The sequence below is a fragment of the Streptomyces galbus genome (assembly GCF_005280195.1).
Taxonomy (GTDB): domain Bacteria; phylum Actinomycetota; class Actinomycetes; order Streptomycetales; family Streptomycetaceae; genus Streptomyces; species Streptomyces galbus.
In genome coordinates this window covers 14866-39308 of record NZ_SZPR01000041.1, presented here as the reverse complement: position 1 = coordinate 39308, position 24443 = coordinate 14866, and the positions used below count along the sequence as shown (strand labels likewise).

At 74.2% G+C, this 24443-nt stretch carries 22 protein-coding genes; 15 read left to right on the top strand and 7 right to left on the bottom strand.

From position 1 onward, the window contains the following. Positions 1 to 147 precede the first annotated feature (147 nt). From E4U92_RS34560 to sucD, 4 genes are all read left to right on the top strand, one after another. Complete coding sequence (locus E4U92_RS34560) at positions 148 to 1089, top strand: hypothetical protein (RefSeq protein ID WP_137304409.1); 942 nt, start codon at positions 148 to 150, stop codon at positions 1087 to 1089. Positions 1090 to 1197: 108 nt separating this feature from the next. After that, complete coding sequence (locus E4U92_RS34555) at positions 1198 to 1503, top strand: hypothetical protein (RefSeq protein ID WP_168725266.1); 306 nt, start codon at positions 1198 to 1200, stop codon at positions 1501 to 1503. A gap of 594 nt (positions 1504 to 2097) precedes the next feature. Beyond that, the gene (gene sucC / locus E4U92_RS34550; RefSeq protein WP_137304407.1) at positions 2098 to 3276 is read left to right on the top strand and encodes an ADP-forming succinate--CoA ligase subunit beta; all 1179 of its coding nucleotides are present in this window, start codon (positions 2098 to 2100) and stop codon (positions 3274 to 3276) included. Between the two features lie 26 nt (positions 3277 to 3302). After that, the gene (sucD, locus tag E4U92_RS34545; RefSeq protein WP_137304406.1) at positions 3303 to 4187 is read left to right on the top strand and encodes a succinate--CoA ligase subunit alpha; all 885 of its coding nucleotides are present in this window, start codon (positions 3303 to 3305) and stop codon (positions 4185 to 4187) included. A 106-nt stretch (positions 4188 to 4293) separates the two neighbouring features. Here sucD and E4U92_RS34540 read toward each other — a convergent pair whose 3' ends face one another. Then, complete coding sequence (locus tag E4U92_RS34540) at positions 4294 to 5157, bottom strand: RNA polymerase sigma factor (RefSeq protein ID WP_229863249.1); 864 nt, start codon at positions 5155 to 5157, stop codon at positions 4294 to 4296. A 96-nt stretch (positions 5158 to 5253) separates the two neighbouring features. On the opposite strand from E4U92_RS34540, the gene E4U92_RS36945 reads away from it, so the two are divergent. From E4U92_RS36945 to E4U92_RS34520, 4 genes are all read left to right on the top strand, one after another. Beyond that, a complete protein-coding gene (locus E4U92_RS36945) occupies positions 5254 to 7188 on the top strand; it encodes a cell division protein PerM (RefSeq protein WP_229863262.1) in 1935 nt (644 codons plus the stop codon). A gap of 94 nt (positions 7189 to 7282) precedes the next feature. Continuing rightward, on the top strand, positions 7283 to 7948 hold the full coding sequence (locus E4U92_RS34530) for an HAD family hydrolase (protein WP_137304404.1): 666 nt from the start codon (positions 7283 to 7285) through the stop codon (positions 7946 to 7948). 96 nt (positions 7949 to 8044) lie between these two features. Continuing rightward, a complete protein-coding gene (gene tkt, locus E4U92_RS34525; protein ID WP_137304403.1) occupies positions 8045 to 10282 on the top strand; it encodes a transketolase in 2238 nt (745 codons plus the stop codon). Positions 10283 to 10361: 79 nt separating this feature from the next. Next, positions 10362 to 11156 (top strand): SDR family NAD(P)-dependent oxidoreductase, encoded by a 795-nt coding sequence (locus tag E4U92_RS34520; protein ID WP_137304402.1) that lies wholly within the window; start codon positions 10362 to 10364, stop codon positions 11154 to 11156. Between the two features lie 20 nt (positions 11157 to 11176). Here the strand turns inward: E4U92_RS34520 and E4U92_RS34515 are convergent, their stop codons facing one another. Further along, entirely contained in the window at positions 11177 to 11986 is an 810-nt protein-coding gene (locus E4U92_RS34515; RefSeq protein ID WP_137304401.1) for a hypothetical protein, read from the bottom strand. 297 nt (positions 11987 to 12283) lie between these two features. Between E4U92_RS34515 and purN the strand changes: the two genes are divergently transcribed. Together purN and purH are read left to right on the top strand one after the other, a co-directional pair. Further along, positions 12284 to 12913 (top strand): phosphoribosylglycinamide formyltransferase, encoded by a 630-nt coding sequence (gene purN, locus E4U92_RS34510; RefSeq protein WP_137304400.1) that lies wholly within the window; start codon positions 12284 to 12286, stop codon positions 12911 to 12913. Beyond that, on the top strand, positions 12910 to 14472 hold the full coding sequence (gene purH / locus E4U92_RS34505; protein ID WP_137304399.1) for a bifunctional phosphoribosylaminoimidazolecarboxamide formyltransferase/IMP cyclohydrolase: 1563 nt from the start codon (positions 12910 to 12912) through the stop codon (positions 14470 to 14472). Before purN ends, purH begins: the two co-directional genes overlap by 4 nt. Positions 14473 to 14584: 112 nt before the next feature. On the opposite strand, the gene E4U92_RS34500 is transcribed toward purH, so the two are convergent. Then, complete coding sequence (locus tag E4U92_RS34500; protein WP_137304398.1) at positions 14585 to 15187, bottom strand: RDD family protein; 603 nt, start codon at positions 15185 to 15187, stop codon at positions 14585 to 14587. A 253-nt stretch (positions 15188 to 15440) separates the two neighbouring features. Between E4U92_RS34500 and E4U92_RS34495 the strand changes: the two genes are divergently transcribed. From E4U92_RS34495 to E4U92_RS34485, 3 genes are all read left to right on the top strand, one after another. Next, positions 15441 to 16295 (top strand): bifunctional methylenetetrahydrofolate dehydrogenase/methenyltetrahydrofolate cyclohydrolase, encoded by an 855-nt coding sequence (locus tag E4U92_RS34495; RefSeq protein WP_137304397.1) that lies wholly within the window; start codon positions 15441 to 15443, stop codon positions 16293 to 16295. A 250-nt stretch (positions 16296 to 16545) separates the two neighbouring features. Beyond that, positions 16546 to 17016, top strand: a complete 471-nt coding sequence (locus tag E4U92_RS34490) for a DUF3017 domain-containing protein (protein ID WP_137304419.1) — start codon at positions 16546 to 16548, stop codon at positions 17014 to 17016. 507 nt (positions 17017 to 17523) lie between these two features. After that, on the top strand, positions 17524 to 18513 hold the full coding sequence (locus tag E4U92_RS34485) for a malate dehydrogenase (protein WP_137304396.1): 990 nt from the start codon (positions 17524 to 17526) through the stop codon (positions 18511 to 18513). Between the two features lie 249 nt (positions 18514 to 18762). Here the strand turns inward: E4U92_RS34485 and E4U92_RS34480 are convergent, their stop codons facing one another. Continuing rightward, positions 18763 to 20166, bottom strand: coding sequence for an MFS transporter (locus E4U92_RS34480; RefSeq protein WP_137304395.1), 1404 nt, complete (start codon positions 20164 to 20166; stop codon positions 18763 to 18765). A 93-nt stretch (positions 20167 to 20259) separates the two neighbouring features. On the opposite strand from E4U92_RS34480, the gene E4U92_RS34475 reads away from it, so the two are divergent. Next, the gene (locus E4U92_RS34475) at positions 20260 to 21192 is read left to right on the top strand and encodes a LysR family transcriptional regulator (protein WP_137304394.1); all 933 of its coding nucleotides are present in this window, start codon (positions 20260 to 20262) and stop codon (positions 21190 to 21192) included. A gap of 10 nt (positions 21193 to 21202) precedes the next feature. On the opposite strand, the gene E4U92_RS34470 is transcribed toward E4U92_RS34475, so the two are convergent. The 3 genes from E4U92_RS34470 to E4U92_RS34460 are packed head-to-tail and all read right to left on the bottom strand — an operon-like array spanning position 21203 to position 22970. Then, positions 21203 to 21964, bottom strand: a complete 762-nt coding sequence (locus E4U92_RS34470; RefSeq protein WP_137304418.1) for an isocitrate lyase/PEP mutase family protein — start codon at positions 21962 to 21964, stop codon at positions 21203 to 21205. A gap of 5 nt (positions 21965 to 21969) precedes the next feature. Continuing rightward, complete coding sequence (locus E4U92_RS34465) at positions 21970 to 22416, bottom strand: carboxymuconolactone decarboxylase family protein (RefSeq protein ID WP_137304393.1); 447 nt, start codon at positions 22414 to 22416, stop codon at positions 21970 to 21972. Continuing rightward, entirely contained in the window at positions 22413 to 22970 is a 558-nt protein-coding gene (locus E4U92_RS34460; protein WP_229863271.1) for a carboxymuconolactone decarboxylase family protein, read from the bottom strand. The genes E4U92_RS34465 and E4U92_RS34460 overlap by 4 nt, the downstream gene beginning before the upstream one ends. Positions 22971 to 23017: 47 nt before the next feature. Here E4U92_RS34460 and pdxR point away from each other — a divergent pair, with 47 nt between their 5' ends. After that, positions 23018 to 24400 carry a MocR-like pyridoxine biosynthesis transcription factor PdxR gene (pdxR, locus tag E4U92_RS34455; RefSeq protein ID WP_137304392.1) on the top strand — a complete coding sequence of 461 codons (1383 nt, stop codon included), beginning with the start codon at positions 23018 to 23020 and terminating at the stop codon, positions 24398 to 24400. Positions 24401 to 24443 lie beyond the last annotated feature (43 nt).

Sequence of the window (24443 nt, the reverse complement as noted above, 5' to 3'; positions counted from 1 at the left end):
GTGCCCTGACCCGTCCGCCAGGACCCGACCCGTACGGCCGCAACCCCGTACCGCCGCAACGGAGGCCCGTCCGTCTTGCTCCGGCCCACGGCTTCGCCCCGAGCCGCCGCTCTGCGCGTCGCGCGCACCGCGGTGGGGCGGCGTGCGGTGCGAGTGGTGTTGCTGCTGGGCGGACTGTTCGCGCTGGGCCTGCTCTTCGGCGGGCAGGCGCAGGCCGCGGAGGGCACGGCGGGCACGGCGGGCACCGGGTCGCAGACGGTCACGGAGGACGCTGGACCGCAGGCCTTCGCTGACTCCGCCCCGGGCGGGGCCCTCCCCGCAGGGAAGACCGCCCCGGCGAGTGACTCGGCCGGCGCGGCGACCGCCCCTCCCGCCGGGCAGGTCGTGCGGATCGTGGGGGAGGGCGTCGTCCGGCCCGTCGGCGCCGTGGTGCGGTCGGTGACCGAGGAACTGGGACGGGTGCAGGCGCAACTGCCGCCGGTGTCGTCGTTGCCCTCGCTCCCGTCCCTGCCCGAGCTGCCCTCGCTTCCCTCGCTTCCCTGGCTCCCGTCCGTGCCGTCGGCGCCGACCGTGCCGGGGCTGCCCGAGGTGCCCGGCCTGCCCGGTGAACCGGGGCCGTCCGACGGGTCCGGCGGGTCCGGGCCGCCGGTGACCACCCTGCCCGCGCCGGTCGACGCACTGCCGCAGCAGGGCGCCACCCCGGTCACGCCGGCACCGCAGGAGCACGCGCCGGAACGAGAGCGGGTCGCTGCGACCACGCCCGTCGCTCCTCCCCGCCCGACCTCCTACGGTCCCTGGGACGCACCGCGTCGCGGCACCGACGGCACGTCGGCGCACGGCGTCGCCCACCACGCCGGTGCCCGGCCCGGCCCCCGGAGTCCCGCGCAGCACGCCCCGGGCGGCGGCCACCCCGACGGCGCCCTGGGCAGCGCGCCCGCGATGGACAACGGCGCGCCGCGGCACGGTGACGCGCACGCCGTGACCCCGCACCACCAGGTGCCGCTGCTGCTCGTGGCCGGCGGTGCCGTGGGCGCGGAGGCGACCGAGACCCGGGACAGGTACCGGGACATTCCCGTCTTCCCTGCTTAGGGCAGACCTTCCCGCCCGTCCCGGTCCCCCTCGTGACCGGACGGGTCGCTCCCGGAATGTCCCCCAGCCTTCCGATGTCTCGGAACCCCCTAAGGATGCGACGCGCGCATGACCACGAACCCCCGCCGTTCCCTCGTGACCACCACCGGAGCCACCGCCCGGACCCCCGCCCCGGGGGCCACCAGGGTGCGGGCTGCCCAGGCCATCCAGGGCGCCCGTGCCGCACGGGCCGCCCGGGCCACGGAGAAGGCCCGCGCCACCGCCCTGGCCCACGCCCGGGCCCTGCAGGAGCGGGCGGCCGCCCTGCTCGCCGACACGACCCCCGCCCAGAGCTGGCGCGAGGCCGGCCACCTCTTCGGTGAGGACGCGACCGGCTGGGCGCCCGTCGCGCCCACCACGCCGTACGGCGGCTGACCCCCACCCCGCAGCCCCCACTGCCGCACCCCCACCTCCGCACCCCCACCTCCCCCCCGGCTCCGCCGGATGCGCCGCCCGGACGGCCGAAAGCCGTCGGACACGTCCGGGCGGTGGCGCCGCGGAGGAGGCGGGTCGCCCTCATGGGGTGAGGACGACGACCCGCCGACCGCAGCCCTCCGGGGCTGCCCCGGGTCCCACCGGGCCGACCCCAGCCCGGTGGGACCCGACCCACCCCCGGCTGAACGACGCCGACCCCCGCGCCCCGCTTCCCCGGGCCCCTCGGAACGACGCCCACCCCGCGCCCACCCCCTGCCGCCCCCGGGCCCCGGCCGCCTCCGCCCCGCCCCCGCCGCCTCACGTCCGGCACCCCGTGCCAGAGAGGGCGGCATCATGTGACAGGTATCACCGCTCAGGTGTGACTCGCGATTTAGGGGGCCCCCGGAAGCAGCGATAACCTGCGAGACGGACATGCCGCGCGCTCGGACACCGTGTGCGCATCCCTTGTGACACATGCGGACGTCGTCACGTTGCCCTTCGCGGCACGCCCACGCATCCAACGAACCGCGAGATCACTGATAGGGACGGAAGCGCGTGGACCTGTTCGAGTACCAGGCGAGGGACCTCTTCGCCAAGCACGATGTACCGGTGCTGGCCGGTGAAGTCATCGACACGCCTGAGGCGGCGCGCGAGATCACCGAGCGTCTGGGCGGCAAGTCCGTCGTCAAGGCGCAGGTGAAGGTCGGTGGTCGCGGCAAGGCCGGTGGCGTCAAGCTGGCCGCCTCCGCGGACGAGGCCGTCGCCCGCGCGACGGACATCCTCGGCATGGACATCAAGGGCCACACGGTCCACAAGGTGATGATCGCCGAGACCGCTCCGGAGATCGTCGAGGAGTACTACGTCTCCTTCCTCCTCGACCGTGCGAACCGCACCTTCCTCTCCATCGCCTCCGTCGAGGGCGGCATGGAGATCGAGGAGGTGGCGGCCACCCGTCCGGACGCCGTCGCCAAGACGCCGATCGACCCGATCGACGGTGTGGACGAGGCCAAGGCCCGCGAGATCGTCGCGGCCGCCAAGTTCCCGGCCGAGGTCGCGGACAAGGTCGCGAACGTCCTCGTCAAGCTGTGGGACACCTTCATCAAGTCGGACGCCCTCCTCGTCGAGGTCAACCCGCTGGCGAAGGTCGCCTCCGGCGACGTCATCGCCCTGGACGGCAAGGTGTCGCTCGACGACAACGCCGAGTTCCGTCACCCCGAGTACGAGGAGCTCCACGACAAGGCCGCGGCCAATCCGCTCGAGGCCGCCGCCAAGGAGAAGAACCTCAACTACGTCAAGCTCGACGGCGAGGTCGGCATCATCGGCAACGGCGCCGGTCTCGTCATGAGCACCCTGGACGTCGTCGCGTACGCCGGTGAGAAGCACGGCGGCGTCAAGCCCGCCAACTTCCTGGACATCGGCGGCGGCGCCTCCGCCCAGGTGATGGCGAACGGCCTGGAGATCATCCTGGGCGACCCGGACGTGAAGTCCGTCTTCGTGAACGTCTTCGGTGGCATCACCGCCTGCGACGAGGTCGCGAACGGCATCGTGCAGGCACTGAAGCTGCTGGAGGACCGCGGCGAGAAGGTCGAGAAGCCGCTCGTCGTCCGCCTGGACGGCAACAACGCCGAGCTGGGCCGGAAGATCCTCACGGACGCCGACCACCCGCTGGTGCAGCGCGTCGACACCATGGACGGCGCGGCCGACAAGGCCGCCGAGCTGGCCGCCGCCAAGTAAGCACGAGGACGAGGACTCACACCACCATGGCTATCTGGCTCAACAAGGACAGCAAGGTCATCGTCCAGGGCATGACCGGCGCCACCGGCATGAAGCACACCAAGCTCATGCTCGGTGACGGCACCAACGTCGTGGGCGGCGTCAACCCGCGCAAGGCGGGTCAGACCGTGGACTTCGACGGCACCGAGGTACCCGTCTTCGGGACCGTCAAGGAGGCCATCGAGAAGACCGGCGCCGACGTCACCGTCATCTTCGTGCCGGAGAAGTTCACCAAGGACGCGGTCGTCGAGGCCATCGACGCCGAGATCCCGCTGGCCGTCGTGATCACCGAGGGCATCGCCGTGCACGACTCGGCGGCCTTCTGGGCGTACGCCGGCAAGAAGGGCAACAAGACCCGGATCATCGGCCCGAACTGCCCCGGCATCATCACCCCGGGCCAGTCGAACGTCGGCATCATCCCGGGCGACATCACCAAGCCGGGCCGCATCGGCCTGGTGTCGAAGTCCGGCACGCTGACGTACCAGATGATGTACGAGCTGCGGGACATCGGCTTCACCACCGCCGTCGGCATCGGTGGCGACCCGATCATCGGCACCACGCACATCGACGCCCTGGCCGCCTTCCAGGACGACCCCGACACCGACCTGATCGTGATGATCGGTGAGATCGGCGGCGACGCCGAGGAGCGGGCCGCGGCCTTCATCAAGGAGAACGTGACCAAGCCGGTCGTCGGCTACGTCGCGGGCTTCACCGCGCCCGAGGGCAAGACCATGGGCCACGCCGGCGCCATCGTCTCCGGCTCCTCCGGCACCGCCCAGGCCAAGAAGGAGGCCCTCGAGGCCGCCGGCGTCAAGGTCGGCAAGACGCCGACCGAGACGGCGAAGCTGGCCCGGGAGATCCTGAGCGCCTGACGTCACCCCCGACGGAAGGCGCCGGAAGAACGGCAGCAGAAGGGCCCGCGTCCCCCGGGACGCGGGCCCTTCCGCATGCGCCGGTGCCGTCCGTCCCGGCGACCGCTCACCGCGTCTCCGGCAGCAGCCTCTCCGGTCCGTGCGCCGTCTGCGCGCGCAGCTTCGCCCGCAGCTCCAGCTCCGTGTCCGAGAGCGTGCCCGGGGCCGGCTTGGGCGGCACCCCGCGGACCGTCTCCCCGGCCGGCACCGGGGGCTCGTACTTCGTGGGAGCCGTCCGCAGGGTCAGCGCCGTCGCGCCGATGACGGCGAGGGTGAAGGCGATCGCCGCGCGGGTCCAGAACCGGGCGCGGCGCTCACTGCCCAGCCGCACGGCCGGTGGTTTCGCGGCCCGCAGCCGCTCCGCCGAGGCCACCTCCGTCAGCCGCCGGTGCAGTACGGCGGGGTCGGCCAGGTCGGGCAGCAGCGCGGCGATCTCCTCGCGCGCGTGCAGCAGGCGGCGCGCGGCGGCCGGGGTGCTCGCCTGGGTCTCCGCCGCCGTCTCCGGCAGGTCCAGGCCGACGCCGTCGTAGAGGAGCACCGTGCGGCGGTACGAGGGGGGCAGCGCCAGGAACGCCTCCAGCAGCGCGCGGTCGGGCGGTGCGGCGGGCGGGGGTTCCGGGCGCCGGTGGCGGGGGCGCAGTCGGTGCCAGGGGGAGAGGGCGTACTCGTGGGCCACGGCCCGCACCCAGCCCGGCGGATCGGGGTCGCGGGCCACCTCGGGCCAGTGCTCCCAGGCGTACTGGAAGGCCCGCTCCACGGATTCCCGGGCGAGTTCCCGGCGGCCGGACAGCAGGAAGGTCTGCCGTACGAGGGCGGGGGCGCAGAACGCGTAGAGGGCGTCGAAGGCCTGAGCCGGCGTCAGGGAGGCCGCCTCGTGCTGGCCTCGGCGCTCCTCGGCGGCGGGGAGCGGGGTGGCGGAACGCTGGGTCACCGGGCACCCTCTCGTACGAAAAAGTACATAAACGTATATTGAGCGACACAACGGGGCTTCGCCGGGTACGCGGGAAAAGCGCGTGTCGTTGGGAGCATGACGGGCGTGATCCCGATGATTACGCGCCGGCCCGCCCCGCGCCGACCGTCCTCCGCACAACTGCTCACCCGGGTGCGCGACCGTTCGCCCGGCCTGGCCGCCGGTCTGGCGGGCGGTGCGGTCGCGGCCGGGCTGGGGCTCGGCTCGCTCACCGTGCTGGTGATGGTGCTGTGGATCAGCTCGCCCTACCCCGACAGCGGACCGGGCGGCGCCCTGCACGTCGCCGCCGCGCTGTGGCTTCTCGCCCACGGGGTCGAACTGGTCCGCGCCGACACCCTCTCCGGTGTCCCCGCCCCGGTCGGCGTCACCCCGCTGCTCCTCCTCGCCCTGCCGGTGTGGCTGGTCCACCGGGCGGCGCGCGACGCGGTGGACGCCGACGAGGAGGGCCTGGCCCCACCGGTGAGCGCCCGGACGGCGTGGGCGGGAGTCGTCCTCGGCTACCTGACCGTCGGCGCCGGCACCGCGCTGTACGCGGCCGGCGGATCGCTGCGGCCCTCCTGGGTGTGGACCGTGCTCGCCCTGCCCATGGTCGTCGCGCTGTCGGCCGGCACGGGGGTGTGGACGGCGTACGGCCGTCCCCGCGGACCCGTGGACCGGCTGTTGGGGCTGCTGCCGCGCGGGACCCGGCGGGTGGTCCTCGGCCCGCGGGGGCGGGAGAAGTTCCTGGTGGCCGTGCGAGCGGCCGGGGCCGGGGCCGCGGTGTGCGTCGGGGGCGGGGCCGGGCTGGTCGCGGTGTCGTCGGTGTGGCACGGGGACGTGGCCCGGGAGGCGTTCCTGCGGCTGACCGAGGGGTGGTCCGGGCGGTGCGCGGTGCTGCTGCTGTGCGTGACGCTGGTGCCGAACGCGGCGGTGTGGGGAGCGGCGTACGCGCTCGGGCCGGGGTTCGCGCTGGGCACCGGGCACGGTGTGGGGCCGTGGATGTCCGATCCGGCGCCGGTGCTGCCGCCGTTCCCGCTGCTGGCGGCCGTCCCGGACGCCGGGGCCGGGACCCCCTGGAACTGGGCGGCCGGGGTGGTGCCGCTGGCGGCCGGTGTGACCATGGGCTGGTTCGTGGGGCGGGGCGGCGCACGGTGGTCGGTGCGGCGGACCGCGGTGATCGCCGGGGTGGCCGCGACGGTGTGCGCGGCGGCGCTGGCGCTGGCCGCGGGGATGGCGGGCGGCCCGTTGGGGATCGGGGCGCTGGCGCGGTTCGGACCCGTGTGGTGGCAGGTCGGGGGCGCGGCGCTGGCCTGGGGCGTGGCGGTGGCGGTGCCGGTGGCAGTGGTGGTGCGGGTGTGCGGCGGGTGGGTCACGCGGTGGCGGACGGCGGCGGCCTCCAAGGCGACGGCCGAGGCGGGGGCGAAGGCCGCCTCCGAGGCCGAGGTCAAGGCGGTCACCGAGGGAGCGACCAAGGCGGCGGCTTCCCGAGCGGCGGAGTCTGCCAAGCCGACGGCTGCGAAGTCCGCTGCTGGGAAGGCGCCGGCTCAGAAGGCCACGGCTCAGAAGGCGACCGAGTCGTCCAGGGCGAAGTCCGCGAAGTCCGCCTCCCCGGCCAGGCCCTCAGCCCCGGCCGCATCCGCCGCCTCGGTCAAGTCCCCGGCCCCCGCCAAGTCCCCCACGACACCCCTAGGGGCCCCCAGGGACGGCTCGGCCCTTCGGAAACAGACGGTGGCCCCCGAAGGGGCCGCGTCCCCGAGCCCGCGGGCCCCGCAGAAACCGCCGGAGTCCGACGCCTACGACCTGCTCCCGGCGGACGAGCCGGTGAAGGACGTCTGGCGGGACGAGGCGCTGCGGGCGCGGTGGGACGCGTTGCGCGACGAGCTGAGGAAGCGCACCCCGGACTCCGACGCCCCGGCGGGCGCCGGGCAGGAACCCCCCGCGGCCGAAGCCGGCGGCGGACCCGGACCCGAGCCCCCCACGCCCCCGGCTGCCCCGGACCGCGGAACTCCTTGACCGTGGGATCCGGGAAGCCAGGACCGTGCCGGCGACCGCCTTGTCGGTCTCGCGGAATTCGTGTGGGTATCGGGCTGGCGGGTAGCCGGTGGGCGTGACCGACTCTGCCATCGCCGTCCTGGACATCGACGGCACACTCATCGATTCCAACTACCATCACGCGCTCGCCTGGTACCGGGCCCTGCGCTCGGTGGGCGAGATCGTCCCGGTGTGGCGGCTGCACCGGCTGATCGGGATGGGCGGGGACCAGGTGGTCACCGCCATCGGCGGGGAGGAACTGGAGCGCCGGGTCGGCGACCGGGCCCGGGAGCAGCAGGGCAAGGAGGTCGACGCGCTCCTGGAGGAGATGGCGCCGTTGCCCGGCGCGCGCGATCTGCTCGTGGCCGTCAAGGAACGTGGTCACCGGCTCGTCCTGGCCAGCTCTGCCCAGCAGCGCCACGTGGACGTCTTCCTGGACGTGCTGGACGCCCGCGACCTCGTCGACGACTGGACCACCAGCGCCGACGTCGAATCCTCCAAGCCGGCGCCGGACCTGCTGCAGGTGGCGCTCGAGAAGCTGGGCGCGCCGCGCGACGCGTCGAGTGTCATGGTCGGTGACTCGGTGTGGGACGTGGAGGCGGCGAAGAGAGCCGGGATGCCGGCGATCGTCGTCCGTTCCGGCGGCTTCGGGGACGACGAACTGCGCGAAGCCGGCGCGATCGCCCTCTACGACACCCCCGGCGACCTCGCGAAGGCGCTGGACGACACCCCACTCGCCTGACGCCCCGCCCCGACCGGCGGCCGGATGCGGCGCGCGCCGGTCCGGCCGGGCAGCCCGAACGTTCACCGTCCCATCCACGAGGGAGCACCGCGACCGATGACCGCCAACGAGAAAGACTCCGCCACGGGGACGAAGAGCACCCGGCCCGAGGCGCCCGCCGAAGCCGCGAGCGACGCGCCCACCGGCAGTCCGTTCCAGCCGCGCCCCACCCTGCCCGAGGGGATGGGTGAGCTCGACCGGCGCGCGATCGACACCGTGCGGGTGCTCGCGATGGACGCCGTGCAGAAGACCGGCAACGGCCACCCCGGTACCGCGATGAGCATGGCTCCCACGGCCTACCTGCTGTTCCAGAAGTGGCTCCGGCACGACCCGGCCGATCCGAACTGGATCGGCCGCGACCGCTTCGTGCTGTCGATGGGGCACTCGAGTCTCACCCTGTACATCCAGCTCTTCCTCTCCGGCTACGGCCTGGAGCTGTCCGATCTGGAGGCGCTGCGCACCTGGGGCTCCCTGACGCCGGGCCACCCCGAGGTCAACCACACACCGGGCGTGGAGACGACGACCGGCCCGCTGGGCCAGGGCGTCGGCAACGCCGTCGGCATGGCGATGGCGGCCCGCCGCGAGCGCGGCCTGCTGGACCCCGCCGCCCCCGAGGGCGACAGCGTGTTCGACCACACCATCTGGGCCTTCGCCTCCGACGGCGACCTGGAGGAAGGCGTCAGCGGCGAGGCGTCGTCACTGGCCGGCACCCAGGAACTGGGCAACCTGGTCCTGGTCTACGACGCCAACCGCATCTCGATCGAGGACGACACCGACGTCGCGTTCACCGAGGACGTCGGCAAGCGGTACGAGGCCTACGGCTGGCACGTGCAGCACGTGGACGACGGCGAGGACCTCGCCGCGGTCGACCGCGCGCTGGCCGCCGCCCGCGAGGAGACCGGCCGCCCGTCGCTGATCGTGCTGCACACGATCATCGGCTGGCCTGCGCCGAACAAGCAGAACACCGGCGCGGCCCACGGGTCGGCGCTGGGCGAGGACGAGGTCCGGGCGACCAAGGAGATCCTCGGCTTCGACCCCGACAAGACGTTCGAGGTCGCCCCCGAGGTCCTCGCCCACGCCCGCCGGGTCGCCGAGCGCGGCGCACGGGCCCACGCGACCTGGCAGCAGCGCTTCGACGCCTGGCAGGCCGGCAACCCCGACGGCGCCGCGCTGCTGGAGCGGATGTCCGCCCGCCGGCTGCCGCAGGGCTGGGCGGACGCCCTGCCGGTCTGGGACGCCGATCCGAAGGGCGTGGCGACCCGGAAGGCCTCCGGTGAGGTTCTCACCGCCCTGTACCCGGTCCTGCCGGAGCTGTGGGGTGGCTCGGCCGACCTGGCCGAGAGCAACAACACCGCGGTCAAGGGAGAAGCCTCGTTCCTGCCCGCGGACCGGCAGACCAAGATGTGGTCGGGCGGCCCCTACGGGCGCACGCTGCACTTCGGCGTCCGCGAGCACGCCATGGGCGCGATCATGAACGGCATCGCCCTGCACGGCGGGACCCGCGTGTACGGCGGCACCTTCCTCACCTTCTCCGACTACATGCGCGGAGCGGTCCGGCTGGCCGCGCTCATGCAGCTCCCCGTCACCTACGTCTGGACGCACGACTCCATCGGCCTGGGCGAGGACGGTCCCACCCACCAGCCGGTCGAGCACTACGCGGCGCTGCGGGCCATCCCCGGCCTGGACTTCGTCCGCCCGGCCGACGCCAACGAGACCGCGGTGGCGTGGCGCACCATCCTCGAGCACAACGACCGCCCCGCCGGGCTGGCGCTGTCACGGCAGAACCTGCCCGTCTTCGACCGCACCCGGTTCGCGTCGGCCGAGGGCGTCGCCAAGGGCGGCTACGTCCTGGCCGAAGCCTCCGGCGGCACCCCCGAGGTCATCCTGATGGGCACCGGTTCGGAGGTGCAGATCGCCGTCGCCGCCCGGGAGGCGCTGGAGGCCGACGGCATCCCGACCAGGGTCGTGTCACTGCCGTGCTGGGAGTGGTTCGCCGCCCAGGACCGGGCCTACCGCGAAGAGGTGCTGCCGCCCACCGTGCGCGCCCGGGTGAGCGTGGAGGCGGGCGTCCCCATGGGCTGGCGGGACTTCGTCGGCGACGCCGGCCGGACCGTCCACCTGGACCACTACGGCGCCAGCGCCGCCTACACCGTGCTGTACGAGCAGTTCGGCCTGACCGCCGACGCGGTCGTCGCCGCGGCCCGGGAAAGCCTGGCCGCCGTCAGGACGGCACCGGTCGCTCCCACCGGCCCGGAGAGCGCCGGCGTGCTGCACGCCCCCACCGGCGATCGCTGACACCGAGCGCTGACACCCGCGCGGGCCGCCTCTCGGACGAGCCGACAGGGCGGCCCGCGCGCGGGGAACCCGTCTTCGCATGCACATCGATCTGAGTGGACGCACCGCCCTCGTCACCGGTTCGACGCAGGGCATCGGTGCCGCCATCGCCGCCGGCCTCGCCCACGCCGGCGCCCGGGTGGCGGTCAACGGACGCAGCGAGGAGAGCGTGTCGGCCGCGGTCGCCGCCCTGGCCCGGGAGGTCCCCGGCGCCGAACCGGTGCCGGTCGCCGCCGACGTGGCGAGCGAGGAGGGAGCCGGCCGGGTCGCCGAGTTGCTGCCGCGGGTCGACATCCTCGTCAACAACCTCGGCATCTTCGGCTCCGCCGACCCGCTGGAGATCACGGACGCCGAGTGGCGGCGGTACTTCGAGGTCAACGTCCTGGCCGCCGTGCGGCTGACCCGGACCTACCTGCCCGGGATGACCGAGCGCGGCTGGGGCCGGATCCAGTACGTCGCCAGCGACTCCGCCGTCGTCATCCCCGCCGAGATGATCCACTACGGGATGTCCAAGACCGCGCTGCTCGCGGTGAGCCGCGGATTCGCCAAGAAGGCGGCGGGCACCGGCGTGACGGTGAACTCCGTCATCGCCGGACCCACCCACACCGGCGGGGTCGAGGACTTCGTGTACGAACTCGTCGACCGGTCCCTGCCCTGGGACGAGGCCCAGCGCGCCTTCATGCGCGAGCACCGCCCGCAGTCCCTGCTGCAACGCCTGATCGAGCCGGAGGAGATCGCAAACATGGTCGTCTACCTGAGCTCCGAGCAGGCCTCGGCCACCACCGGGGGAGCGCTGCGCGTCGACGGCGGGTACGTCGACGCGATCCTGCCCTGACCGATCCCCGGTCCTGCGTGCTAGCCGTTCGTCCCCAGTACGCCCCGCAGTTCCTTCGGCAGCAGGTCGCTGCAGGACTGCCTCGCCTCGTGGGTCAGGGCGTCCTTCTGGCACGTGTAGTAGTCCTGGTACACCAACTGGGCGGTGAAGCCCACCGCGACCAGGGCCAGCGCGAGGGACGCCGTGACCAGGCCGGTGATCGCCGCCGTCGTCTTCGGGCGGCCGGGCGGCTCGGGCGCGGCCGGGGCCTGCGGGTCCGGGGTGCGGGGCTTGGCGCGCAGGGCGCTGATGCCCCAGTAGAGGGCGAGCGCGCCCAGCAGCAGGGCGACGTAGGGCCAGCCGAACAGGGCGAAGAAGAACGCCCACATGCCGCCGAGCAGGGCGTAGCGCGCCCGGCGCTGGGCGGGGTCCATGGGGTCCCAGCGCGGGCCGGGGGCGCCGGGGCCGGGCCGGCCCTCGGGGTCGCTGCCGGGACGCTCGCCGAAGCCGCCGGGGGAGCGGCCGGGCTGGCGGTCGCTCCACTGGCTGCCCCAGGGGCCACCCGCCGGGGGCTGGTCCTGGTCGCCGGGGTCGCCGTCCGCGCCCTGGGCGGGGCGCCGGGGCTGCCAGGGGCGGTCGGGGGTGCCCTCGGGCGGCGGCGCGAAGGGGTTGTCCTCGTCGGCCGTGCCGTCCCTGCCGGGCCGGTCCCCGCCCCTGCCGCGGTGCTCCTCGGACGTGCCGGGAGCGTCGGGGGGTGACGTCGGACGCTCCCGCAGCAGCGCCGGGACGCGCTCCCCTCCCTGGGCGGGGTGCGGGGGGAACGTGAGGGGTCGCAGGCTGCGGTCCGGCATCAAAAGGCGTCTTCCCCTAGGTGACCAATAGGTGACCGAAGAATTGCTGTCTTCGTGAGCGTTCACCCGGGAAACGTGCCGTGCCTCCACGGCGTTCCCGGGACCGCTCCCGCAGACGCTACCTTCCGGCCACGCCCCCGTCCCACGGGGGCCGTGCGGAGTGCCGGTATCGTTGCTGACGGTCGGCCGCTTCGTAGACTTCCCCGTATCCGGGGGCGCGAAGCATTCGTACGACCGTACAAGAGCGGCCGTACGCAGGCCGACCGCGCAACCGCTTCCCCGAGAAAGGGCCCCACCGTGGCCGCCAAGCCCGTGGCCAAGCGCCTCGTCGTCCTGGTCTCCGGATCAGGCACCAACCTGCAGGCGCTCCTCGACGAGATCGAGCGCACCGGAGCCGAGTCGTACGGAGCGCGGGTCGTCGCCGTCGGGGCGGACCGCGACGGCATCGAGGGGCTGGCCCGCGCCGAGCGCGCCGGGCTGCCCACCTTCGTGTGCCGGGTCAAGGACCACGGGAGCCGCGAGGCGTGGGACGCCGCGCTCGCGGAGGCCGTCGGCGCGCACGAGCCGGACCTGGTGGTGTCCGCCGGGTTCATGAAGATCGTGGGCAAGGAGTTCCTCGCGCGGTTCGGGGGACGGTTCGTGAACACGCACCCCGCGCTGCTGCCCAGTTTTCCCGGCGCCCACGGCGTCCGTGACGCGCTCGCGTACGGCGCCAAGGTCACCGGCTGCACCGTCCACTTCGTCGACGACGGCGTCGACACCGGGCCGATCATCGCGCAGGGCGTGGTGGAGGTCCGGGACGAGGACGACGAGAGCGCTCTGCACGAGCGCATCAAGGACGTCGAGCGAAGGCTGCTCGTCGAGGTCGTGGGGCGGCTCGCCCGCAACGGCTATCGCATTGAGGGACGAAAGGTAGTTATCCAGTGACCGCCGAGAGCAACAAGCGGGCCATTCGTCGCGCGCTCGTCAGCGTCTACGACAAGACCGGCCTGGAGGAGCTGGCCCGCGGGCTGCACGAGGCCGGCGTGGAGCTGGTCTCCACCGGGTCGACGGCCGGCCGTATCGCCGCCGCCGGTGTCCCCGTCACCAAGGTCGAGGAGCTGACCGGCTTCCCCGAGTGCCTGGACGGCCGGGTGAAGACCCTGCACCCGAAGGTGCACGCCGGCATCCTCGCCGACCTGCGCCTGGACAGCCACCGCGAGCAGCTCGCCGAGCTGGGCGTGCAGCCGTTCGACCTCGTCGTGGTCAACCTCTACCCGTTCCGCGAGACCGTCGCCTCCGGCGCCACCCCCGACGAGTGCGTGGAACAGATCGACATCGGCGGCCCGTCGATGGTCCGCGCCGCCGCCAAGAACCACCCCTCCGTCGCCGTGGTCACCAGCCCCGGGCGGTACGCCGACGTCCTCGCGGCCGTCAAGGACGGCGGCTTCGACCTCGCCGCCCGCAAGCGCCTGGCCGCCGAGGCGTTCCGGCACACGGCGGAGTACGACATCGCCGTCTCCTCCTGGTTCGCGTCCTCCTACGCCCCCGCCGACGACTCGCAGTTCCCCGAGTTCGTCGCCTCCTCGCTGCAGCGCGCGCACACCCTGCGCTACGGCGAGAACCCGCACCAGCCCGCCGCCCTCTACACCTCCGGCGAGGGCGGGCTCGCGGCCGCCGAGCAGCTCCACGGCAAGGAGATGTCGTACAACAACTACACGGACACGGACGCCGCCCGCCGTGCCGCGTACGACCACGCCGAGCCCTGCGTGGCGATCATCAAGCACGCCAACCCCTGTGGAATCGCGATCGGTTCGGACGTCGCCGAGGCGCACCGCAAGGCGCACGCGTGCGACCCGCTGTCCGCGTTCGGCGGGGTCATCGCCGTCAACCGGCCGGTCAGCAAGGAGATGGCGGAGCAGGTCGCGGAGATCTTCACCGAGGTCATCGTCGCCCCGGACTACGAGGAGGGGGCCCTGGAGGTCCTCACGAAGAAGAAGAACATCCGGGTGCTGCGCTGTCCCGACGGCCCGGCCGGCGCGGTCGAGGTCAAGCCGATCGACGGCGGCGCGCTGCTCCAGGTCGCCGACCGGCTCCAGGCCGAGGGCGACGACCCGGCGCACTGGACCCTGGCGTCCGGCGAGGCCCTGTCACCCGGGGAACTCCAGCAGTTGGCCTTCGCCTGGAAGGCCTGCCGCGCGGTGAAGTCCAACGCGATCCTGCTCGCCAAGGACGGCGCCTCGGTCGGCGTCGGCATGGGCCAGGTCAACCGCGTCGACTCCTGCAAGCTGGCGGTCGAGCGGGCGGGCGAGGAGCGTGCCCGGGGCGCCTTCGCGGCCTCCGACGCGTTCTTCCCCTTCCCCGACGGCCCCGAGATCCTGATCGGCGCCGGCGTGCGGGCCATCGTCCAGCCGGGCGGCTCGATCCGCGACGAGCAGGTCGTGGAGGCCGCCAAGAAGGCGGGCGTGACGATGTACTTCACCGGGACGCGGCACTTCTTCCACTGAGCCGCCGAGCCGTTGAGCCGCGCCTGGCCGCGCCTGTGAGCGCATGAGAGGGCCCGCCGACCGGAGGAACGGTCGGCGGGCCCTCTCCTGTGGTGCGGTGGTGCCCGGCGCGTTACTGGGCGCGGACCACCAGGGTCGAGCACATCTTGTCGGCGAAGGTCTGCTTCTTGTCGTCCCACAGCGGCCACAGGTAGCCGAGGTAGCAGGGCAGGCCGTCGACGATGTGCGCCAGCCGGCGCACGAAGGCCATGCCGAAGCCCAGCGTGCTGCCGTCGGCCTCGCGCAGCACGCGCGTGCCGACGACCTTCTTGCCGGTGGACTGGCCGGTCGTGCCCTCCAGGTAGAGCTGGTAGAAGCCCATGCCGATGGCGTACAGCACGCCGACCAGGGTGACGATGGCCCCGGCGGCCGAGTCGCTGCCCATGGCGGCCGCGACGCCGATCAGCGCGTACATCGGACCGGCGATGATCAGGCCGTCGAGCAGGAACGAGCCGACCCGCAGGCCCCAGTGGGCGAGTTCGGGACGGGCACCGTAGCCCGGCTGCTGCGGGTAGCCGTAGCCCTGCTGCGGATGACCGGGCTGCTGCTGGGGGTAGCCGTAGCCCTGCTGCGGCGGGACGCCCTGCGGGGCCTGCGGGTAGGCCGGGTAGCCGGGCTGCTGGGGGTTCTGCGGCTGCTCCCCGTAGGGGTTGCCGCCGGGCTGGCCGAAGCTCATGACTGTGTTTCCTCCGTTGCCTCTGGGGACGTCGCGGATGCCGCGGAGGAACGGGTGGGCGTGAGCGGTTCGTCCCCCTGCCGGACCGCAGTGATGCGCGGCTCATCGTCATGTGCCGGACGAGTGATTGTCCAGTCGGATATACGGCTGTTGTGCAAGTGCAACATCGGCGCTCACCACGGCGGCGAGGAGCCGGCCGCCCCCGGACCACCCTGATTGGAACCGCGGGCCGGTCATCCGGGAGGATGGAGGTATGACCGCCCAGATTCTCGATGGCAAGGCCACCGCAGCCGAGATCAAGTCCGAGCTGACCGCCCGTGTGGCGGCGCTGAAGGAGAAGGGCGTGACGCCCGGCCTCGGCACGATCCTGGTCGGGGACGACCCCGGCAGCCAGAAGTACGTCGCCGGCAAGCACCGCGACTGCGCCGAGGTCGGCATCGCCTCCATCCAGCGCGAACTGCCCGCCACGGCCACGCAGGAGGAGATCGAGGCGGTCGTCCGCGAGCTGAACGAGGACCCGTCCTGCACCGGTTACATCGTCCAGCTCCCGCTGCCCAGGGGCATCGACGAGAACCGCATCCTGGAACTGATGGACCCGGACAAGGACGCCGACGGCCTGCACCCGATGAACCTCGGCCGCCTCGTCCTCAACGAGCCGGCCCCGCTGCCCTGCACCCCCAACGGCGTGCTCACGCTGCTGCGCCGCTACGGCGTGGAGACCAAGGGCGCCGAGGTGGTGGTCGTCGGCCGCGGGGTGACGATCGGCCGGCCGATGCCGCTGCTGCTGACCCGGCGCAGCGAGAACGCCACGGTGACCCAGTGCCACACCGGCACCCGTGACCTGTCCGCGCACCTCAAGCGCGCCGACATCATCGTGGCCGCGGCCGGCTCCGCGCACCTGATCCGCGCCGAGGACGTCAAGCCGGGTGCGGCCGTCCTCGACGTCGGCGTCTCGCGCAACGCCGAGGGCCGGATCGTGGGCGACGTCCACCCCGACGTCCGCGAGGTCGCCGCCTGGATCTCCCCGAACCCCGGCGGGGTCGGCCCGATGACCCGCGCACAGCTGCTCGTCAACGTGGTCGAGGCGGCGGAGCGCAGTGTCGGCTGAGCCGCGACGCCGACTCCGCGCCCAGGACCCGGCGCAGGGCGCCGGCGGCGGTACGGAGGGCACGGTCACCGCGCAGGACGCCGATGTGAAGGACACGGTGGCCGCCGGGAGCGCGCAGGGGACGGAGCCGACGCGGCCCGCCCCCGACTCGCCCGGCGCCCCCGACCCGGCCGACGCCGAAGGCCCCGACGGCGCCCACGACTCCGACGACGCCGACGACTCCGGCGATGCCGGGGGGTCCCTCGGTCCCGTGCCCGAGGGGGCGGAGGCGTTCGAGAAGCCGCTGGTCAGCGGTCCGGTCAGCGCGCCCGACGCCGAGGGCCGGCCCCGGCGCGTCACGCGCCGCTTCCCGCTGTTCACCCGGGACACCGCCCGCCCCGAGGGCGGCGGCCGGGCCGCTCCCGGGGACGCGCCCGCGCCCGCCCGGCAGTGGCCGATGCTCGCCGTCCTCGGCCTGGTGGCGCTCGGCCTGCTGCTGACCGCGCTGGACGTGTTCCGCGTCGGCTGCATCCTCATCGGCGTCGCCCTGCTGGTCGGTGCGGCGCTGCGCTGGCTGCTGCCGGGCGTCGGCATGCTGGCGGTGCGCTCGCGGTTCACCGACATCGTGACGTACGGCGTGCTGGGCGCCGCGATCGTCCTGCTGGCGCTGATGGCACAGCCCAGTCCGTGGCTGCAGATCCCGTTCCTGAAGGACACCCTGCACTTCACGGTCAGCAGCTGACGGCACGTCGGCGGCCCGTCCCCTCCCCCGAGCGAGGGCGGGCCGCCGACGCGTTCCACGCTCCCGCACGGTGAACGGGCCGTTCAACACCTGTCAGCCCGCTGTGGCACGGAAGTGACCGTTCCGCTACGGAACCCCCCACCGACCCCCGGCACCACCGGCGCCCCCCGCGCCCCCCACGCACTCCTTCGCGCTCCCGGCCCGGTCCGCGAAGCCGTGTGCGGCCCGCATGCGGCCCCCGGGGACGGGGCACGCGATCCGTACCCCCACGGGAGTCCGGATGCCCGGTCCCCCCTACGGCGGCCGTCACGTCCACCCCTCTCCCGGACCGGCGGCCGCCGCCTCGCGCGGTGTCCACTCTGTGGGACGGGCCACACGGCCCCGGCGGTCGGGGACAGCGGATGCGCGATAGCCTGACCGGTGGATCTCTTGACGCCAAGAGATCGATCATCCGTTCCCGCCCCGGGGCAGGGACGCCCCACCGCCAGCTGTCATACGGAGAACGCCATGACCCGCACTCCCGTGAACGTCACCGTCACCGGCGCGGCCGGCCAGATCGGTTACGCCCTGCTCTTCCGCATCGCCTCCGGCCAGCTGCTCGGCGCGGACGTGCCGGTCAAGCTGCGCCTGCTGGAGATCACCCCGGCGCTCGGCGCCGCCGAGGGCACCGCGATGGAGCTGGACGACTGCGCGTTTCCGCTGCTCCAGGGCATCGACATCACCGACGACCCGAACGTCGCCTTCGACGGTGCCAACGTCGCCCTCCTGGTCGGCGCCCGCCCCCGCACCAAGGGCATGGAGCGCGGTGACCTCCTGGAGGCCAACGGCGGCATCTTCAAGCCCCAGGGCAAGGCCATCAACGACCACGCCGCGGACGACATCAAGGTCCTCGTCGTCGGCAACCCGGCCAACACCAACGCCCTGATCGCCCAGGCCGCCGCCCCGGACGTACCGGCCGACCGCTTCACCGCGATGACCCGCCTGGACCACAACCGCGCGCTGACCCAGCTCGCGAAGAAGACGAACACGCCGGTCTCCGAGATCAAGCGCCTGACGATCTGGGGCAACCACTCCGCGACCCAGTACCCGGACATCTTCCACGCCACGGTCGCCGGCAAGAACGCCGCCGAGGTCGTCAACGACGAGAAGTGGCTGGCCGAGGACTTCATCCCGACCGTCGCCAAGCGCGGCGCCGCCATCATCGAGGCCCGCGGCGCCTCCTCCGCGGCCTCCGCCGCCAACGCGGCCGTCGACCACGTCCACACCTGGGTCAACGGCACCGCCGACGGCGACTGGACCTCCATGGGCATCCCGTCGGACGGCTCCTACGGCGTCCCCGAGGGCCTCATCTCGTCCTTCCCGGTCACCACCAAGGACGGCCGGTTCGAGATCGTCCAGGGCCTGGAGATCAACGAGTTCTCCCGCGCCCGGATCGACGCCTCGGTCCAGGAGCTCGTAGAGGAGCGCGAGGCGGTCCGCTCCCTCGGCCTCATCTGAGCCACGCCGGCCCGCCGGGGCCCCCGGTACGGCCGACAGCCCGTACCCGGCCGGTGTGTGATCGTCAGCCCGGAGATGCGCTATAGTTGATCACACACCGGCCGCCGGGAAGTCCCGGAAGCCGACTGTGCGTTGGTGGTCCAAGGAAAGACGCCCCGCTTCCTGCGGGGAGATGCAGGTGCAAGGCCTGCCCGGCGCTCCGTGAAACGAGTCCCGTCCCGCATCGCGCGGGGCGGGACTCGTCGCGTCTCAGGCCACCGGTTCCTTCGCGGGCGCCGTACCGGGCGCCACCGGCGCCGCGCGGCCCGTGCCGCGGTAGCCGGCCACCACCACCACCACCGCCGTCGCCACCAGCACCACCGTGCCCACCACCCGCAGCGCCGGGCCCATCCCGGACGCGAAGTCGGCGTGGCCCGCGAGCGCGGTGCCGGCGACCGCGACCCCGAGGGCGGCGCCGACCTCCCGGGCCGAGGTACCGAGACCGGAGCCGAGCCCCGCCCGGTGCTCCGGCAGCGACACCACCACGCCCAGGGTGAGCGCGGGCATGGCCAGCCCGGTGCCGGCCGACAGGACCAGCAGCCAGCACGCGTACAGCGGGTACGGCGTGTGCGCGTCGGCCGTGGAGGCGGCCAGCAGGCCCAGGCCGATCAGGGTGAGCCCGGTGCCGACCACCGGACGCGGGTGCGCCGCCCAGCGGGCCGCGAACCGGGGCACCAGCGCCATGCCGACGATCAGCGGCACGATCGCCAGGCCCGTCACGGCCGGCGAGAAGCCCTTCACCTCTTGCAGGTACTGGGAGTTGACGAAGAACAGCGCGAACAGGCCGAAGAATCCCGTGGCGAGGCCCAGCGTCGCCGTGCACAGGCCGCGGGAGCGGAACACCCGCGGGTCGAAGAGGGGGGCGGGCGAGCGCAGGGCGTGCAGCGTGAAGGCCCCCAGCAGCAGGGCGCCCGCGGTGAACGCCGACAGGATGTGCGCCGAGGTCCAGCCGTGGCCGGGGCCCTCGATGATGCCGAACAGCACGGCGACCAGACCGGCCGTCAGCAGCAGGGTGCCGACCGGGTCCGGGCTGCCCTGCGCGGAGCGGGCCGTGCGCGGGGTCGTCACCGCGACGGCGAGCGCGAGCGCGGCCGCCAACGGCACCATCGCCCAGAACAGGGCCCGCCAGGACAGGAACTGGCCGACCAGACCGCCGCCCACGTTGCCCGCGAGGCCGCCCAGTCCCAGCGCCAGCGTCCAGGACGCCAGCGCCTGCGCGCGGCGCTCGGGACCGGCGAGCCGGACCAGGATCGACATCGTCGCCGGGGTGATCAGGGCCGCCCCCGCGCCGGACAGGCCCCGGCCCGCGATCAGCAGGGCCGGGACGGGGGCGAGCGCGCTGGTCGCGGCACCCGCGGCGAACAGGGCCAGCCCGGCGAGCAGGGCGCCCTTGCGGCCGTGCCGGTCGCCGAGCGCGCCCGCCGGGACGAGCAGGCCCGCGAAGACGATGACGTAGGCGTCGACGGTCCACAGGACCTCGGTGTGCGAGGGGTGCAGGGACGACGAACCCAGTTGCGGGATGAGGAGGTTGATGGCGGCCACCATGCTCTGCGCGACGAGCACGCAGGCGCACAGGGTGAGCAGGGTCGAGCGTTTCAGGGCGTGCGCGGGCACGGCTCCTCCCGGGAGCTGGACGAGGGGTGGGATGCCCTGTCACCGTAGGCGCGACGCTGGCCTGCACTCCAGTGCAACCTTTGCAAGGGGCACATGCACATGACGCAATCCACCGGGATCGACCTCAACCTGCTGCTCGCCCTGGACGTGCTGCTGGAGGAGCAGAGCGTGCAGGGCGCCGCCGCCCGGCTGCACCTGTCCGAGCCGGCCATGAGCCGCACGCTCGGCCGGATCCGCCGCGCGCTCGGCGACCCGGTGCTGGTGCGGGCCGGGCGGCGCATGGTGCCGACCCCCCGCGCCCTCGCGGTGCGGGCCGAGGTGAACGCGGTCGTGGAGCGGGCGCGGGCGCTGTTCGCGCCGGCCGCGGACGCCGATCTGCGCACCGTCAGCCGGACGTTCACGGTCCTGTGCCACGACGCCGTGCCCGCCGCGCACGGGGCGGTGCTCTTCGCCCGCGCGGCCGAGGAGGCGCCCGGCATCCGGCTGCGCTTCCTGAGCGAGAGCCACGTGGACGCGCCGTTCCTGCGCGACGGCACCGCCGATCTGGAGGTCGGCGTGATCGACTCCACCGCGCCCGAGGTGCACGTGGAGATCCTGCACGAGGACCGGATGCTCGGAGTCGCGCGGGCCGGACACCCGCTGCTGGAGGGGGAGATGACGGCCGAGCGGTTCGCGGCGGCCGACCACCTGATCGTCTCCCGGCGCGGCCGGCTGCACGGCCCCGTCGACGCCGCGCTCGCCGAGCGGGGGCTGCGCCGCCGGGTGACGGGCACCGTCGGCACCCTCCCGGCCTCGCTGTTCGTCATCCGGGAGACCGACCTCGTCGGCCTGATCCACTCCTGGGGCCTGCCGCTCGCCGACACGCTCGGCCTCGTCCCCTTCGAGATCCCGCTGCCGCTGCCCCCGTTGCGCCTCGGCCTGGCCTGGCACCCCCGCCACGAGGCCGACCCGGCCCACGCCTGGCTGCGCGCGACCGTACGCGACCTGGTGCGGGCCTGGTCGGCCGCCCGGCCGGGGCCCCGCTGAGCCGCCCGGGTCAGCCCCCGGTGCCGCGGGGCGCCAGGTCGGTCGCGATCTCCCTCAGGGCCGCCGTCGCCAGGCGCTGCAGGCCCGGCCCGAACGTGACGCGGGTGGCGCCCCGTGCGCCGAGTGCGGACGGGGTGGGCCCCTCGGTGGGCCGGCCGAGCACGTTGATCGGGCCCTGGATGCCGGACCGCAGCAGCGGCAGCACGTCCACCGGGGCGCCGATCGGGTACACGCAGTCGGCGCCCGCGGCGACGTACAACGCGGCCCGCTCGATGGTCCGTTCGGGGTCCGTGACCCCGCGGAGGAAGGTGTCGACGCGGGCGTTGACGAACAGCTCCCCGCCGGCCGCGGCGCACACCTCGGCCAGGCGGTCGGCGTGCGCCCGCGCGTCCTTCAGGACGCCCCCCGTCGAGTCCTCCAGGTTGCAGCCGACCGCGCCCGCCTCCAGCAGCCGCTCCACCAGCTCCTTCGGCGCCAGCCCGTACCCGTCCTCGACGTCCGCCGAGACCGGCACGTCCACGGCCCGGGCGATGCGCGCCACGGCCGCGAACATCTCGTCCGCCGGGGTCCGGCCGTCCGCGTACCCGAGCGAGGCGGCCACGCCCGCGCTGGGCGTGGCGAGCGCGGGGAACCCCGCCTCGGCGCACACCCGTGCCGACGCCGCGTCCCAGGGACCGGCGAGGACCAGCGGGTCGTCGGGGGAGGGGCGCCGGTGCAGGGCGCGGAACCTCGCCGCCTTGCCCGTGCCCGACGACGTCCCGGGTGTCTCCACGGCGCTCACGGGGTGTACCCCCCGGGCGGGACGCGGCGGCTGACCATCACCCGGTTCCAGTTGTTGATGGCCACGACCAGCCCGACGAGGTGGGCCAGTCCGGTGTCGTCGAAGTGCCGGGCCGCCCGCTCGTACACCTCGTCCGGCACGAAGCCGTCGGTCAGCACGGTGATCGCCTCGGTCAGCGCGAGCGCGGCCCGCTCCCGCGCGTCGAAGACGTCCCCGGCCTCCTCCCAGGCGGCGAGCAGGTCGAGCTGCCGCTCCGGCACGCCGTGCTGCCGCGCGATCCCGAGGTGCAGGTCCAGGCAGAAGGCGCAGTGGTTGAGCTGCGAGGCCCGGATGACGACCAGCTCGGCCAGCGCCGGGTCGCCGAGGCCCTGCTTCGCGGCGGCGCTCAGCGCGGACAGCGCCCGCGCGACGGCCGGGTCCAGGTGTCCCGTGCGCGTCGTCACGCGTGCTGCCCCGGCTGGTAGTGGCCCGGCACCATGCGGGTGGACACGCCGAACCGGTTCCAGGCGTTGATCACCGTGATCGCGGCGATGAGCTGCGCGAGCTCGGTCTCCTCGAAGTGCCGGGCCGCCCGCTCGTACACCTCGTCCGGCACGAAGCCGTCGGTCAGCACGGTGATCGCCTCGGTCAGCTCGATCGCGGCCAGCTCCTTCTCGGTGTAGAAGTGCCGCGACTCCTCCCACGCGCCGAGCTGGACGATCCGCTCGACGCTCTCGCCGGCCGCCAGGGCGTCCTTGGTGTGCATGTCCAGGCAGAACGCGCAGTGGTTGAGCTGCGAGGCGCGGATCTTCACCAGCTCGTACAGTGCCGGGTCCAGGCCCCGCCGGGCGGCCGCGTCCAGCCGGATCATGGCCTTGTAGACCTCCGGGGCGCGCTCGGTCCAGGACAGGCGCGGGGCGTGCTCGGGGGCGCGGGCGGAGCCGTCCGCGGCGGCGGTGTCTGCGGTGTCGGTGTCGGTGCCGGTGCCGGTGGTCGTGGTGGTGGTCTGTGCGCTCATGTGCTCGACCCTAGGAGCGAAGCAGCCCAGGAGTATGGTCCATTCCCATGCCGGAATCCTGGGCCACTCTGGGCGTCGACCTGCACCTGAAGCCGACCGGGCCGCGACTGCGGCGCGGACTGACCGACGCGCTGCGCGAGGCCGTGCGCAGCGGCCGCCTCGCGCCCGGCACCCGCCTGCCGTCCTCCCGCTCGCTCGCCGCCGACCTCGGCATCGCCCGCAACACCGTCGCCGACGCGTACGCCGACCTGGTGGCCGAGGGCTGGCTGACCGCCCGCCAGGGCTCCGGCACGCGGGTCGCCGACCGTGCGGTGCCCGCGCCGCCGCAGCCGGCCCCGCACCCGCGCGCACCCGGCCGCCCCGCCCACAGCCTCGACGCCGGTACCCCCGACCTCGCCGCGTTCCCGCGCGCCGAGTGGCTCAGGGCCGCCCGCCGCGCCCTGAACGCCGCCCCGAACGACGCCCTCGGCTACGGCGACCCCCGCGGCCGCGCCGAACTGCGCACCGCGCTCGCCGCCTACCTCTCCCGGGCCCGGGGCGTGCGCGCCGACCCCGAGCACATCGTCGTGTGCTCCGGGTTCGCCCACGGGCTGCGGCTGCTCGGCGAGGTCCTGCACGCGCGCGGGGCGCGCCGCGTCGCCGTCGAGTCCTACGGCCTGCCGCCGCACTGGGCCCTGCTGGAGCGGGCCGGGCTGCGCACCGCGCCGCTGCCCTTCGACGCGCACGGCACCCGCACCGGAGACCTCGGCGACGAGGGCGCCGTGCTCCTCACCCCCGCCCACCAGTTCCCGATGGGCGTCGCGCTGCGGCCGGAGCGGCGGGCCGCCGCCGTCGACTGGGCGCGGCGCACCGGCGGGCTGGTCCTGGAGGACGACTACGACGGGGAGTTCCGCTACGACCGGCAGCCCGTCGGCGCGCTCCAGGACCTCGGCCCCGACCACGTCGCCTACCTCGGCACCGCCAGCAAGTCCCTCGCCCCGGGGCTGCGGCTCGCCTGGCTGGTCCTGCCGCCGTCCCTCACCCCCGAGGTGACACGGCTCGCCGGCAGCCCCACGACGGGCGTGCTGGACCAGCTGACCCTCGCCGAGTTCCTGGCCTCCGGGGCCTACGACCGTCACGTCCGCGCCTCCCGGCTGCGCTACCGGCGCCGCCGGGACGCCCTGGTCGAGGCGGTCGCCGCGCAGGCGCCGGACGTGCGGGTCACCGGGATCGCCGCCGGACTGCACGCCGTGCTCCAGCTCCCGCCCGGCACCGAGGACTCCGTCGTGCGCGCCGCCGCGTGGCAGGGCCTGGCCCTGATGGGCCTGTCCCGCTTCCGCCACACCGAGGCCAGGACCGACCCCCTGGACGCCCTGGTGGTGGGCTACGGCGGCCCCTCGGACCGAGGCTGGCCGCCGGCCCTGGAGGCCCTGTGCCGGGTGCTGCCGTAGGGGTGGGAGGGGGGCTGTGCGGCGGGGTGAGCGCAGGAAGGGC

Coding starts and splice junctions, on each gene's coding strand:
- sucD (WP_137304406.1), top strand. CDS start 3,303: ATGGCTATCTGGCTCAACAAGGACAGCAAGGTCATCGTCCAGGGCATG.
- E4U92_RS34500 (WP_137304398.1), bottom strand. CDS start 15,187: ATGAGCTTCGGCCAGCCCGGCGGCAACCCCTACGGGGAGCAGCCGCAG.
- E4U92_RS34460 (WP_229863271.1), bottom strand. CDS start 22,970: ATGAGCGCACAGACCACCACCACGACCACCGGCACCGGCACCGACACC.
- E4U92_RS34515 (WP_137304401.1), bottom strand. CDS start 11,986: ATGCCGGACCGCAGCCTGCGACCCCTCACGTTCCCCCCGCACCCCGCC.
- E4U92_RS34520 (WP_137304402.1), top strand. CDS start 10,362: ATGCACATCGATCTGAGTGGACGCACCGCCCTCGTCACCGGTTCGACG.
- E4U92_RS34475 (WP_137304394.1), top strand. CDS start 20,260: ATGCACATGACGCAATCCACCGGGATCGACCTCAACCTGCTGCTCGCC.
- E4U92_RS34555 (WP_168725266.1), top strand. CDS start 1,198: ATGACCACGAACCCCCGCCGTTCCCTCGTGACCACCACCGGAGCCACC.
- tkt (WP_137304403.1), top strand. CDS start 8,045: ATGACCGCCAACGAGAAAGACTCCGCCACGGGGACGAAGAGCACCCGG.
- E4U92_RS34485 (WP_137304396.1), top strand. CDS start 17,524: ATGACCCGCACTCCCGTGAACGTCACCGTCACCGGCGCGGCCGGCCAG.
- pdxR (WP_137304392.1), top strand. CDS start 23,018: ATGCCGGAATCCTGGGCCACTCTGGGCGTCGACCTGCACCTGAAGCCG.
- E4U92_RS34495 (WP_137304397.1), top strand. CDS start 15,441: ATGACCGCCCAGATTCTCGATGGCAAGGCCACCGCAGCCGAGATCAAG.
- E4U92_RS36945 (WP_229863262.1), top strand. CDS start 5,254: ATGACGGGCGTGATCCCGATGATTACGCGCCGGCCCGCCCCGCGCCGA.